Below are 14,195 nucleotides of genomic sequence, written 5' to 3' on the forward strand. Positions count from 1 at the left end.
GTCACGGCCGTCGTTGTTTTACGTCTTCAAGCGTCGGGATGGAAGGCATGCCGCCGGCTTTTTCTGTAGAAATCGCCGCAGCCAGACCGGCCAGTTCCAGACTTTCCGGCACGGACATCCTCTGATCCAATCCGTACGCAAAGGCACCATGAAACACATCGCCGGCGCCGGTCGTGTCCAGCGTTTTGGCTTGATAAGCCGGATGCAGCCGTCCGTTATTGATCCAGCCTTTTTCGCCGACCGTTAAGATCACATGGCGTGCCAAAGGCTGCAGCTGAGCATAAGTTGTTTCATCGGTTTCATGACCAGTGATCTGGGCAGCGAACTCTTCGCTGCAGATCAGATGATCGACACGTTTCAATAAGTCCATGGAATGCGGCTTGACGCGGTCGCCGTCCCAGACGATTTGCGCATTTGGATACCGCTGCATGGCTTCGCGGCACAACGGCAGCTCATGTCCGTCCATGAGGATCACATCGACGTGTTCCGGCCAGGTCACCGGCAGGACGTGCGCTTCGCTTAACGGGATGTTCACGATGGTGCGGCTGCCGTTTTGTAGGTTGACCAGAATGCTGCTGGTGCTGGTTTTGGTCTGCTCGTCCACGAGCATCGTTTCGGTATGCACGCCGACCTTTGTCAGCGTATCGAGGATCGCCTGGCCGGCGGCATCCTTGCCGATGCGTGCGCATAAATATGTATCGGCATGCCACAGGCCGCATAAATAAGCCGCATTGGCTGCCGGTCCGCCCATGCAGGAAAAACCGTTGACAGCGCGGCGTTTTTCATTTTCTTTGAGCGGTGAATCGATCGGCAGCACCGTATCGTACACCGTCTGTCCTAAACATAAGATCGTCATACCTATATATTACCAGATTGTAAATAATCATAGAAAAAATTATAATATGACTATGAAATCATTGGATCTTATCGAAAATTGGAAGCTTTGTGACTTCCGTTATTGTCCGCAAATTGTGCAGATGCTGATCGTTCATCAAATCTCTGTACACTGGCCGGATGACAAACTGGCAGAAGCCTGCCGCAAGGTATTTACGCAGCCGGTCTGTGATGAAGTGATGGCTTTGGCCCGTGAACATCGTTCGGCGATCGATCAATGTCAGGGCATCCATGGCAACAGTGTTTATGTGCTGCTGAATTATGGACTGACCCGTCCGGTCATCAAGGAACATCTGTACGGCCGTGCCGATCTGGAAGATGTGCTGTTCATGAAACAGGATGAAATCATGCGTACGCTTCATGTATCGGTTTATACAGGCCGCAAGATCATTGCCGCCTGCCGGTTTGCGCTGCATGACTTGGTCGAAGATGATGTCAAGGCCAAGCAGGATGTCCTGTGCGATGACTTGGAGATCTTCTTTTCCAGCCTGGATGCGCCTGCTGATCTGCAGACGATCAAAGAAGGCATGCTTTGGCGCAGCGGCGATGCCCTGCTGAACGACCTGCTGAACGACTTGTGTGACAGCCGGATCATTTCCCGCAGCGGGGATCAGTATCAGTATATCGATAAAAAACCAAGCCTGAGCACGGTCCTTGACCAGATGGAAGATGAAAAGGAACAAAAGGCCGCCGTGCGTCTGCTTTACGGCAAGTCCGTCAGCCGCCATCAGGAAGCCATCGCCCGGGCAGCGATCTTTGCGCTGCCGCCGGTCGCGGAAGACAAATACATCGATTTGATCCAAACCTATGATATCAGCGAAACGGTCTTCTATCAGATCACCAATGCGCTGGAACCGACCTACCGCTACCTGCAGATCCGCTATCCGGTTTCTGAACCAAAACAGCCGGTCACCGGCCGGACCTTATCCGGGCCGATCCGTCAGGAACGCACGGTCGATCTAAAAAAACTTCAGAAGTATCTGGAGAAAGAATATTTTCCATACAATGAAACGTGGATCTCCAAGGAAGATCGTGGTGAATTGTTACGTGAAGTCTGCCGCAGTTTTGACGGCTATTTTTCCAAAGAACAGCTCATTCAGCGGTTCAACGATGTGGTTGCCAAGGTCCGTCCGGAACGTATGGCACAATGGCGTTTGGATGATTTCCGTGCCGACCGGATCAGCCTGCGGGGATATTTGGTCACTTCGATGAAACGCGGCATTCGTTATCGGCCGGTCAATGCGGATTTTGTACAGGCGCTGATCGATGATCTGGATATCATGAAATACCGCAATACGGTGCTCTCTGCCAAAAAGCTCTTTGACGAAGCGCCGAACATCATGGAAAAATACGATATCCGCGATCAATATGAACTGCATTCGATCCTGCGGATCGCCAAGGAGACCTATGCGGTCGAGATCAACCGCTGGTCCATTGTCCATACGCCGATGATCCAGTTCGGCAGCGGTGATGAAGATCAGATCATCGAAGAAGAGATCCGGCAGCTGGCGCCGATCTCGGTGCAGAACTTTGTCCGCCGCATGTGCCGGCGTTACGGCTATGATACCGGGACATTTACGAAGTATTTATATAAAAATTTCAGTTCGTATATCCATGACCGCATTCTCGACTGCGTCGATACCGCGGTGATGGAAAGCGAGGACTATCAGACGTTCAAAGGTATTTTGACCGAGGATTTCTATTTCAGTGAAGACGTCAAAAAGCTGCTCAAGGAACACGATCTGCCGGCTTCGCTGAACGATCCGTACGTGCTGCGCCGTTTAGGTTATAAATGCCATTCCGGCTATATTTTGAAAGACAAATACAATGGTCTGCAGTATTTCCGGCAGCGCATCCTCGATGATCCGGATCTGGTCCTGTCACCGAAATACAATCGAATCTGGTCTTTTGCGTCGGTAGCGAACCAGATGGAACAGAATCTGGAGATCGTTGAGGTCGACCGCAATGAATACCGCACACCGGCACAGCTAGGTCTGCGGAAAAAGGAACTGCGTACATTTGCGCGCAATGTGATCAATTACGTCGAAGCCGATACGTATTTCAACGATGCCTCTTTGGCAGCCGACCGCATCGCGCAGAGTGCTTACTCGAATACATTTTATAAATCACTGCTGAAATCTGATCCGCAGATCCGGAGCATTTCCATCAACCACGTTTGGGTGTTCAAAAAATCGAAGAAGGATGCCTCGATCGGCGAATTCCTGCGTTCGATCATCGTGGACCGGATGACGATCAGCGGTTTGTGCACAGTATTGAAAGAACGTTTTGATATCGATATGGAAAAGGGCGAAGTGATGCGCGCTTTGCGCCAATCCGGCATTTATTACAGCGCCGATACCGAACGCATCTATCGGCAGCGGCCGCCGGAAACCACCTATGCGCAGGAAAGGCTGTTTTAATGGCAGAAGAATTTAACATGCAGCTGGTCAAACAGCTGAAGGAACAAAAAAAATATACCGAGCTCTACCGGTACTGCCGCACGTATGCGCTGCAGAATAATCTGGATGCGATCTGTGAGCTGGCCGGCTGTTTCTATCACGGCTGGGGAACCGCAAAAAATGAGCAGGAAAGCGCCCTGCTGGATTATCAGGCGGCCAAATGCGGCCATGTGAAATCCATCTATAATTTGGCTGTTGATTATGAACAAGGCATCGGGGTCATGAAAAATCCCGAAAAAGCCAAAGAATTATATGATCTGGCCGCCAAACAAGGCGATACCGATGCGATGTTCAGCTTGGGCATGTGTTATTTTCATGGTCACGGCACGGCGAAAAGCCTGCGGCAGGCATTGGATTGCTTCAGTGAAGCAGCCGCCTGCGGCCATGCCCGGGCCCAGTGCGCACTGGGATTCTGCTACCGGGAAGGATTAGGAACCAAGAAGGATCTGATCAAATCGGATTACTGGCTGAATCTGGCGGCAGATAACGGCAATGCGCTGGCGGCCAAATATGTGGATCGGGATGTTTATAAGGAAGAGATCCACGAGGCGCTGGATTCCATGTTGGCGGATGCGAAGAACATTGCGCCGCTTTTGAAACAGCACGGTGATGAAATGATCGAGGCGAAGATCGAACGGATCATTGCCTTGTTACGGAAGCATCAGCAGGAGGCATAGAAATGTTAGATCAGGAAATGTTGGAAATGATTCTTTCGCGGGCGATGCAGAGCGAGGCGGATTTCGCGGAAGTTTTTGAAGAAGATACCATGTCCGAATCCATTTCGGCTTTGAATGAGAACGTTGAAAAGGTCGATCGGTCCCGGCGGGCCGGCATCGGGATCCGTTTATATCAGGGAAACCGGTCGGTCTATGGCTACAGTACCGAATGTGACAAAGACTCCTTGTTGGCGTTGGTGGATGAGCTGCGGGACGGTTTTGGCCGGAAGGAGACGAATACGATCGTCGATCTGCAGAAGCAGACCTATCCGGCCGATGCCGCTGTCGATCCGGTCGAGGCGCCGCTGCAGGATAAGATCAACTTGATGAAACGGGCGGAACAGACGGCGATGGCTTATGATGCGCGGATCGTCAAAGTACAGACCGCCATGGCCAATGTCCGGCAGACCGTTCAAATTGCCAACAGTACCGGTCGGCTGGTGCAGGATACCCGGATCCGGACACGCCTGATGGTGCATGCCTATGCGCAGGAAGACGATCGGCTGCGTTCCGGTTTTCATGGACCGGGCGCCGGCAAGGGGCTGGAATTTTACGAAGAAGCCACACCGGAAGCCATCGCCAAGGAAGCCTGCCGGGTGGCGCTGGTGATGTTGGAGGCGGAAGAATGCCCGTCCGGCCGGATGCCGGTCATCATCGACAACGGCTTCGGCGGTGTGATCTTCCATGAAGCCTGCGGCCATTCGCTGGAAGCCACGGCGGTCGCCAAACATCAAAGCGTATTTGCGGACAAACTGGGCAAACAGATCGCCAATCGCTGTGTCACGGCGATCGATGACGGTACGATCCCAGGCGCCTGGGGCAGTCAGCACGTTGATGATGAGGGCAATCCGCAGCAGAAACGGGTCTTGATTTCCCACGGCATTTTGAAATCCTATATGATCGATCAGCTGAACGGCCGCCGCATGGGCATGCCTTCTACAGGCTCCGGCCGCCGGCAGTCGTACCGGTATGAACCGACCAGCCGCATGTCCAATACCTATATCGCGCCGGGCAAATCGACCATGGCAGAAATGCTTGAAGGCATCGAAAAAGGGCTTTATGCCAAGAAGATGGGCGGCGGCAGCGTGAATCCGCAGACCGGTGAATTCAACTTTGCGGTCAATGAAGGCTATTTGATCGAAAACGGCAAGATCACCAAACCGGTGCGCGGTGCGTCTTTGATCGGCACCGGTGCGGAGATCTTGATGAATATTGATAAGGTCGGTGCCAATGTGGCCCGGGCGCAGGGAATGTGCGGCTCGGTCAGCGGCAATATTCCGGTGGATGTCGGACAGCCGACGATCCGGGTCTCGTCGATCACGGTCGGAGGCACCAAGAGTGAGTGAGGCCGAAAAGGCACACGCATGGGCGCGGCAGGCACATGCCGGACAAGTCGATCGGGCCGGTGTTCCTTATATCAAACATGCAGAAGCGGTAGCGGAAGCCATGAATACGGATCAGGAAAAGGTGGCTGCTTATCTGCATGATGTGCTGGAAGATACCGATACGACCGTTGAAGATCTGAAACAGGCGGGATTTTCGGCCGAGGTCATTGAGACGGTCAGGATCCTGACGCGTCAAGACGAATCTTATGAAACCTATATCCAACGGGTCGCCGAGCATCCACTGGCGGCCCGGATCAAGCGGGCAGACCTGATCCACAATATGGATCTTAGCCGTCTGCCGGAAGTCAGGCCGAACGACAGGACACGTACGGAAAAATACCGGCGTGCTTTGCGTCAGCTGGAAAGGAAACATATGAACAAAGAACTGTGGTTTAAGAAAGCGAAAGAAAAAGGCTTTGACGGGCTGGAAATCTATCAGTCTTTTCTGAAGGGAAAAGAAATGACATGGTATGAACATGCGATGGATTCCTATACGATCAAACAAAGTACGGACTACTCCATCCGGGCGTTGATCGACGGACATATTGCCAATCTGGCGGCCGAAAAGATCGACGATCAGGATGCCGATGCCGTTTTGGATGCATTGAAGGAGCAGGCGCAGACGGTGACCGATCCGGATGAAGGCGTGATCCGAAAACCGCTGCCGGTCAAGCAGACACCGCGGCATCTTATTTGGAAAAAAGCGCCGTCGGCATTGATCAAACAAACGCTGGATGATCTGCAGACGAAGCTGGAAACATATGATCCGCGCATTGTTCAGGTTTCTTATCTGGGGTACAGTGAAACCGAAGCCGGACGGTCGATCGTCAATTCCTACGGCATCGATCTGTCCGATCAGGAAGAAGCGCAGTTTCTGCAGGCCGGCATTGCCGTACAGGAAGGCGATCAGGTCAAGACCGGCGATCTGCTGAAGATCGTACCGGATCTGAGCGCGTTTGATACCGATGCGTTCGTGCAGGAACTGGCGGACAAGGCGTTGTTCCGGCTGCAGGGACAGTCGCCGAAAAGCGGCCGGTTCCCGGTGATCTTTGAACGGGAAGCGATGACGCAGCTGTTTGCGGCGTTTACCGGCCTGTTCAGCGGGGACTTGATCTATAAAGGAATTTCCCCGATCGCAGGCAAGCAGGGCGAAACGATTTTCTCGGATCAGATCACGATCATCGATGATCCGCAGGAACAAGCAGCATTGTCTCAGGCGGATTTTGATGATGAAGGGTGCCCGACACAGAAAACCGTTTTGGTCAAAGACGGTGTCTTTACGAATATGCTTCTGGATTCCAAGAGTGCCAAGCGGATCGGTGCGGAAAGTACGGGCAACGGCTTTAAGGCCGGTGCCGCTATTTCGGTCCAGCCGATGAACTGTCAGATCGTTCCGGGCACGGACAGCCTGGAGGAATTGTGTGCGAAGATGCACGATGGCATCGTGGTCACAAGGCTGCAGGGGCTGCATGCCGGTCTGGATTTTGTCTCCGGCAACTTCAGCCTGCAGTGTTCCGGCTATCTGGTCAAGGATGGGAAAAAGGCGCAGGCGGCGGAATTGATGACTGTTGCCGGTAATTTCCTGGATCTGATGAAGCGGGTAAAAGCAGTTGGCAATGATCTGAAATGGGAGTATCATCAAATCATCGCACCAAGTATTTGGTTCGAAGAATGTGCCGTAAGCGGCGAAGGAGAATAAACATGCCAGGTAGTTTCAAAAATACCCAGATGCAGGAAGCCATGCGTGCGTTTCAGGAAAACGGTACGCCGGAAAATACCCAGCGTTTGATGGAATGTCTGCTGACAACACGGTTGTTGGCGCCGGCCGAATGGGATAAAGATCCGGTGATGGATGAAAACGGACAGATGGTTTTTGAACCGGATACGAAGTTTCAATTATTGTTGATCGAAACCGATACCGGCGATCAGTACTTTCCATTGTTTACCGATATGCAGGAGCTGGAAAAATGGGATAAGAACCATGAGCTGCAGTCGCTGGTCATGGAATTTGATCAATATATTCCGTTTGTGGAAATGGGCAAGGGCCAGGTCAAGGGGATCGTGATCGATCCTTATGGAGCCTCGCTGCCGTTTGACAGCGATTTCCTGCTGAATCTGCAGCACCAGACCGATCAGCAGCTCAAGGAAACGACTGTCAAGGAAGGCGACGATATCCGTGTGCGCAAGCCGGTGCGCAATGTCGACAAATTTGTGGCACGTCTGCGCGAACTGGGCGCGGACAGTCCGGATATCGATGCGATATATTTAAAAGAGCGGCTGGTCAAAAACAAGCCGAGCCATTGGCTGGTCATTGTCGATATGGAGACGGAAAACACGAAGCTGTTCCAGAAGTTAGGCGAAGGCTGCCGGGGCATGACCTACGGCAAAGATATGGAATTTGCGTTTGCCAAGACCCAGATCGGTCAGGAACTGATCAAGGATGTGGAGCCGATTTATGTGAAGGAACCATCGGAATGATGGTTCTTTTCTTTTGTGTAGAGTTTCTCCAACATCTCTGCCGCCTGGGTGCTGATTTCTTCAACGGGTTCGGCAAAGTCGCGGCTGGCCCACTGGAAGACCAGTGAAACGCAGCCGCCGACCGCAAACTCATGGATATAACGGACTTGATCGCCGGCTTCCTTGCCCCAGTTGACCTGGATGTCTTTGGCAATGGCCAGAAACCGCTGCTCCAATATGAAGAACAAGTTGTTCCGATAGAGGAGGGCAAGCCGTTCCCGGTACGTCTTGCAGAACAAGAAAAAATAATAGCTGTATTCGGCAAAGGTGGGATCTTTCGGACAGTTTTTCAAGAACGACGCAAAGAAAGCGTCCATATTGTATTGCAGGACATCTGCGATCGTTTCGAAATTGCGGTAAAAGGTCTTGCGGCCGACCCCGGCATGCCGGCATAATTCGGTGACGCTGATGTCGGTATAAGAGCGTGTTTTCATCAAGTCATAGAGACTGCGGCCGATGAGTGTCTGGGAACGGATGGCGACCGGATTGGTTTGTTTTGTGTACATGGATTGACCCACTTTCTTTCGTTTTGTATCAGTTGCACCGGATGTATTGAATCTGTGCATCCTCAATGCTATTATATCTGTAGATAGAAAGTGACACAAGTGTGTCTTTGAGGAAATTTACATGAATAAACAAGATTTCTATATCGGAAAAGCGTTTGATGCGTACACCTATTTCGGTGCTCATCCGACGGCAGACGGCGTAGTGTTCCGTACCTATGCACCGCAGGCGCAGAAGATCGCGGTCATCGGTGATTTCACCGATTGGCATGAAGAGGAAATGACGCAGGACGGTCTCAGCGGCATCTGGAGCTTGCTGAACGGCAATGCCAAGGTAGGCCAAAAGTATAAGTATGTCGTTTACGGTGCCAACGGCCGTGTGGAGCATTGTGATCCGTACGGCTTCGGCATGGAACTGCGCCCGGACTTTGCTTCCGTGATCCGGGATCTGTCGTTCGAATTTTCGGATGAAGAATGGATGAAAAAACGTTCCCGGAATTTCGGTGATCCGATGAATATCTATGAGATCCATTTTGGTTCCTGGAAACATAAGACCGATGCCAAGGACGGCTGGTATGAATACGATGAATTGGCGGATGACTTGATCGAATACTGCCATCGTCATCATTTTACGCATGTGGAGTTCATGCCGCTGAACGAGTATCCGTTCGATGGTTCCTGGGGTTATCAGAGCACGGGCTACTTCAGTCCGACTTCGCGTTACGGGACGGCCCGTCAGCTGCAGACGCTGATCGACCGGCTGCACAAAGCGAATATCGGCGCGATCATCGATTTTGTGCCGGCGCATTTTGCGACCGACTCCTATGGCCTGAAACGGTTTGACGGCAGCGAGCTGTATGAATATCCAGCCAGCGATGTCGGCAACAGCGAATGGGGCACATGCAACTTTATTTATTCCCGTTACGAAGTGTGCAGTTTCCTGCAGTCGGCGGCGAACTACTGGCTGACGGAATATCATTTTGACGGGATCCGCATGGATGCGGTCAGCCGGCTGATTTATTGGATGGGCGATGAGAACCGCGGCGTGAATCCGCGCAGCATCGAGTTCATCAAGCGCATGAATGCCGGCTTGCATACATTGCATCCGACAGCGATGTTAATTGCGGAGGATTCCACAGCGTATCCAAATGTGACAAAACCGGTCGATCAGGACGGTCTTGGCTTTGACTACAAATGGGATCTGGGCTGGATGAACGATACACTGGACTATATCATGAAGACCAGTGAGGAGCGGAAAAGCTTGTCGGAACGTCTGACCTTCTCAATGTATTACTACTATAATGAGCGCTATCTGCTGCCGCTCAGCCACGATGAGGTCGTCCATGGCAAACGGACGATCGTGGATAAGATCTACGGAAATTATGAAGAGAAATTTGCGCAGGCGCGTGTCTTGTACATGTATATGATGATGCATCCGGGCAAAAAGCTGAATTTCATGGGCAATGAGATCGGCATGTTCCGGGAGTGGGATGAAGAAAAAGAACCGGATTGGTTCCTGCTGAAATACCCGATGCATGATTCTTTCAATAAATATATGCAGGAGCTGGGCCGAATCTATACCAGCACGCCGCAGTTGTATGAATGGGACGATGACAACCAGGGTTTCGAATGGCTGACGATCAATGAGAACGGAAATAATGTGTTCGGGATCAAACGTTCGTGCGGGGAAGGCAAACCGGTCGCTGCGCTGTTCAATTTCTCGGATCAGAAAGGCCATCATCATGATAAGGACAAATGGGTCGTGACGCTGAATTCGGATTGGGAGGAATTCTCCGGATCGACCAAGCGTCCGCCTGCCGATATCAATGTGCCGTCAACGGATGGATTTGATTTAGCTCCGTTCAGTGCGTTATACTTAGTAATGGAATAATTGCCGATGAGGGCTGTGTGCATGCACAGCTCTTTTTTTGTGAGGAGGATGCGTATGAAACCAATCATTGGCGTGCTGTCTTTGTATGACCAGGAAAGGGAAAGTATCTGGATGCTGCCGGGGTATATGGCCGGCATCACGACTGCCGGCGGCATTGCCCTGCAGGTTCCGCTTACGATCACACCGGCGGACTGGCAGCAGATCGCCGGTATGTTCGACGGTTTTCTGTTTACCGGCGGACAGGATATTGATCCGTTTTTATACGGTCAACATAAAGAGGGCTCAGGAGAACTTTGCGGGCAGCGGGATCAAACAGAGACGATGATTTATCGCTATGCGGCGGCTCTGGACCTGCCAATCCTGGGAATCTGCCGGGGCATACAGTGGATCAACGTCATGGAGGGCGGCACGTTGTATCAGGATCTGCCGAAGGAAAGACCGTCAGCGATCGATCATCATATGCATCCGCCGTATGACCGCACCGCTCATCAGGTGACCGTTGTCCCCAATTCGCCGCTGGATCGTCTGTGGCATGCTCAAAAGAAAGGAGTAAATAGTTATCACCATCAGGGAGTCTATGAGCTGGCAGATTCTTTGCGGGCCATGGCATATGCGGAAGATGGTCTGATCGAAGCCGTCTATCATCCGGAGCATTCGTTTCTTTGGGGCGTGCAGTGGCATCCGGAGTTCAGTTTTCAAAGCGATCCGGATCAGCTGTCTATTTTCCGTATTTTTGTTCAAGCATGCAGACAGAGAAAGCGCCGTTGATGCGGCGCTTTTTGTATGCAATCATGAAGAAAAATTTTTTGTGTTTCTATTTTTATAGACTGTCTATGTTTGAATATGTCATCTATATATAAAATCAAATTACTTAAGTGAAAAGAAATATAAAATATATAAATATAATGAGATAAATACGATGGATGATATAATGGAAGTGGCCTATAGAGGGGGTCAAAAAGGAGAAGGGAGGTGTAACAATGTTAGTAAAGCATAATTCTGTTTTAAAGTGGATCGCGTTGTTTTTTTGTTTGACTGCTTGTTTCTTCTGTTTTCGGATGACAGCGTTTGCCGAGGAGATCCAGCCCGTCGATGATCCGGCTGTTGTTTTAAATCAAGAAACTGACAACACAGCTCAGCAAAGCGTCCAGACGGAGGCTGTTGCAGAAACGGAGCAGAATGTTCCGGCAGCAGAAAATACAACAATAGAATCTAGTGATGCAGAAACGAGCGAGACCGCAGCAGCGAATGATAGCACAGAAGAATCGGGCACAGTGGAAACAACAGACACTGAGACTGTTGAAAAAGGCGACCATGTTTACGATACGGAAAACAGCTTTGGATTTAATCATTTGGGTTATGAAAATAAAGACGCGGTTAGTCAGCAAACTTTACTCGACTTCCTGTTGTATTACTCGATTTACAAAAATGGAGACATGGGTGTCATTGCAAAATCGAAAAATATTCTTGCTTATACACCGGCAGAAGGTACGAACCCTAATGATTACAACATTTTCTTAACGCCATATAGCGTTATGCGCTTGTACTTACAAGATGAAATTCTAAAGTGGGGTCAACAGCACGGAAAAGACTGGACGAAGAATACTCTGATAAAGAATTTTACTTTTGATTTGAAGACTGCAACTTATTTTTATAACGAAAACGGTGAGCCAGTCAATTTTTTGTTGTATAATTCGGAATCGATATTATTTAATTACTGGATCAATAATATCGAAAAACCGAAAGATATTAAATCCGATATAACAGCAGATCACGTAATATTTACAGTCAGAAATAATTACTGGCCGTTCAATGATGAAAGTGATGAACGGATTTGTCCTTTCAGCAATTTACCTAGGCTGGATATGATACAAGGTGCAGGATTGATGCATTTTGATCCAAATTACAGAGGTATACTGAATGTTGAATATAAGCAGGAAGTACTATGTATCTTTGAGGTCGATGGACAGAAGTATGAAATCTTGATCCATAATCCGGAAGATGTTGCGAAGTTCGTCGTTGATGATGGCATCACGAAAAATAACAAATCTGAATCATCGGATGCTGATATGAACGCCGAGATCAAGACAACAGATCACAATGGTAATACCACGGTTCATTCCAGTTCAGAGAATAAAACAATTACTGGTGTGGTTCGCGGCGATCAGATCACTTATATGATCAATATTGATTTGTCTACAGAAACAGAAATGTTGTTAAAACTGTATCAGGGCATTGCTTTGCAGAATCATTTTTCATTTGATTATTCTGATGCAGCGAAGCAATTCGTGGATGATCACGGTTTGTCACTCAGTCGGTTTTGCCCAAGTTGGATCGAGGATTCTGATTATAAGCCATTTTATCCGATCATTGAGTTTACATTCACATTGCCAAAGGACAAGGACGGCAATGGTAACTATGATTTGATCGTTGATGAAGAGGCGCTGAAAAATGTCCAGCTGATCCAGAAAGATGGAACGCCTTTATGGCGGCTGGATCCGTCCATGACAAAATATGATCCTAAATCAAGAGAATTGAAATTTTATGCCTATTTGTCGCCGGACCAAATTGCTCAGAGTTTTGCCGAAAAAATAAATACAAGAGATATGGTCCCGCAATTTGATCATGAGAAAGCACTGGCTTTATTGAATTCGATGATCGGTGATCATTTGACGGCGGTCATTTCCGGCGTGCGTGTGTCTGACTTGGCAGAAATTGGAAAACCATTTACCGTAAAGGCAAAGGTTTCTGGTTCCTTGGATTATAAAAACAGTTATGTAATGGAGATTTCGGACCACGGAGTGCCAGGTGCGAAACCAAATCCAGGCGGAGACTTTGAAGATGCAGATGCAGGCTGGGACGAGGATGTTTCCTATCAATCAGCCCGCCGCGCAGTCAGAATGCTTCGTGCAGTGGCTGCAGCTTCCGCAGAAGGCACTTATACAGAAGATGATCTTTATTCACCACTGAATGTTTCTGATTACGATCTGCATCAATTGCTGTTCGGTCATTTTGCCTGGACCCATTTACAGGATCCGTCCACAAAAGACGTTATCCAGACAGAAGACAATTCCGAAGAATTCTGGTATACCGTGATCATTCCGTCACTGGATATCACAAAAGAAGTCGAAGGGATCAACACAGATCAGGAGTTCAATTTTGAACTGAAACTGGATGATGCAGCTATGGCAGGACCGTTCAACGGTACGACCTACAATGCCGAACTGCATGAAAACGGTACAGTTCAAAACATTGCGGTCAGCTTTAATAATGGAACGGCAACGTTCAAATTGAAGAATGGTCAGACCATCCGCATTATTGTTCCGTTCGATACGCACTTCACATTACAAGAGACCGATCATAACGGCTATTTTGTTACGATCGACAAGAACGGAAACAGGATCCTCAGTGATACGCTGAAAGGCGTCATTGAATCCTACACAAGCCTGGAAGAGATCGAAGAAAACAAGAATGCCTATACGTTTACAAATGAGTATGAAGAACCGGAGCAACCGGAAGAACTAAAAGAAGAATCGAAAGAAGAACAGCAAGAAGAAAACGTAGAGGAAACAAGAAGCACAGGCGTACAGACCGGTGTGATGACACAGACCGGCATGTGGATGGTGCTTGCCCTGGCAAGTATCGTGATCCTGCACAAACAACGTGCGTAAGAAGTACACGGCATCGAATTATCGATGCCGTTTTTTTATTGAAACATACAAGGAAGAAAATGTGATTGACTGAGATCGATTAAGCAAACATAAATAAAAAAAATATTAATAAAGATATAGAAATCATAGATGATATAATGGAAATGATCCATAGAGAGG

10 protein-coding genes are annotated in these 14,195 nt (G+C 49.4%); 8 read left to right on the forward strand and 2 right to left on the reverse strand.

What is annotated here, in order from left to right; all coding sequences use genetic code 11:
- Position 1: 1 nt before the first annotated feature.
- Complete coding sequence (locus HNQ47_RS02850) at positions 2–856, reverse strand: carbohydrate kinase family protein (protein ID WP_183327349.1); 855 nt, start codon at positions 854–856, stop codon at positions 2–4.
- Positions 857–908: 52 nt separating this feature from the next.
- Between HNQ47_RS02850 and HNQ47_RS02855 the strand changes: the two genes are divergently transcribed.
- From HNQ47_RS02855 to HNQ47_RS02875, 5 genes are read left to right on the forward strand one after another with little or no spacing between them, the layout of a single operon-like run.
- Complete coding sequence (locus tag HNQ47_RS02855; protein ID WP_183327351.1) at positions 909–3,314, forward strand: hypothetical protein; 2,406 nt, start codon at positions 909–911, stop codon at positions 3,312–3,314.
- The gene (locus HNQ47_RS02860; protein ID WP_183327353.1) at positions 3,314–4,030 is read left to right on the forward strand and encodes an SEL1-like repeat protein; all 717 of its coding nucleotides are present in this window, start codon (positions 3,314–3,316) and stop codon (positions 4,028–4,030) included. Before HNQ47_RS02855 ends, HNQ47_RS02860 begins: the two co-directional genes overlap by 1 nt.
- A gap of 2 nt (positions 4,031–4,032) precedes the next feature.
- Positions 4,033–5,415, forward strand: coding sequence for a TldD/PmbA family protein (locus HNQ47_RS02865; protein WP_183327355.1), 1,383 nt, complete (start codon positions 4,033–4,035; stop codon positions 5,413–5,415).
- Positions 5,408–7,153: a metallopeptidase TldD-related protein gene (locus tag HNQ47_RS02870; protein WP_183327357.1), complete on the forward strand. Its 1,746-nt coding sequence runs from the start codon at positions 5,408–5,410 to the stop codon at positions 7,151–7,153. The genes HNQ47_RS02865 and HNQ47_RS02870 overlap by 8 nt, the downstream gene beginning before the upstream one ends.
- A 2-nt stretch (positions 7,154–7,155) precedes the next feature.
- Complete coding sequence (locus HNQ47_RS02875; RefSeq protein WP_183327359.1) at positions 7,156–7,932, forward strand: enhanced serine sensitivity protein SseB C-terminal domain-containing protein; 777 nt, start codon at positions 7,156–7,158, stop codon at positions 7,930–7,932.
- On the opposite strand, the gene HNQ47_RS02880 is transcribed toward HNQ47_RS02875, so the two are convergent.
- The gene (locus HNQ47_RS02880) at positions 7,908–8,477 is read right to left on the reverse strand and encodes a TetR/AcrR family transcriptional regulator (protein WP_183327361.1); all 570 of its coding nucleotides are present in this window, start codon (positions 8,475–8,477) and stop codon (positions 7,908–7,910) included. The genes HNQ47_RS02875 and HNQ47_RS02880 overlap by 25 nt on opposite strands.
- Before the next feature lie 121 nt (positions 8,478–8,598).
- Between HNQ47_RS02880 and glgB the strand changes: the two genes are divergently transcribed.
- From glgB to HNQ47_RS02895, 3 genes are all read left to right on the forward strand, one after another.
- Entirely contained in the window at positions 8,599–10,365 is a 1,767-nt protein-coding gene (gene glgB, locus HNQ47_RS02885) for a 1,4-alpha-glucan branching protein GlgB (RefSeq protein WP_183327363.1), read from the forward strand.
- 54 nt (positions 10,366–10,419) lie between these two features.
- Positions 10,420–11,133 carry a gamma-glutamyl-gamma-aminobutyrate hydrolase family protein gene (locus HNQ47_RS02890; protein ID WP_221247952.1) on the forward strand — a complete coding sequence of 238 codons (714 nt, stop codon included), beginning with the start codon at positions 10,420–10,422 and terminating at the stop codon, positions 11,131–11,133.
- A gap of 212 nt (positions 11,134–11,345) precedes the next feature.
- Positions 11,346–14,036 carry a DUF7601 domain-containing protein gene (locus HNQ47_RS02895; RefSeq protein ID WP_183327367.1) on the forward strand — a complete coding sequence of 897 codons (2,691 nt, stop codon included), beginning with the start codon at positions 11,346–11,348 and terminating at the stop codon, positions 14,034–14,036.
- Positions 14,037–14,195 lie beyond the last annotated feature (159 nt).

The organism is Catenisphaera adipataccumulans, from assembly GCF_014202755.1.
Lineage (GTDB): Bacteria > Bacillota_I > Bacilli_A > Erysipelotrichales > Erysipelotrichaceae > Catenisphaera > Catenisphaera adipataccumulans.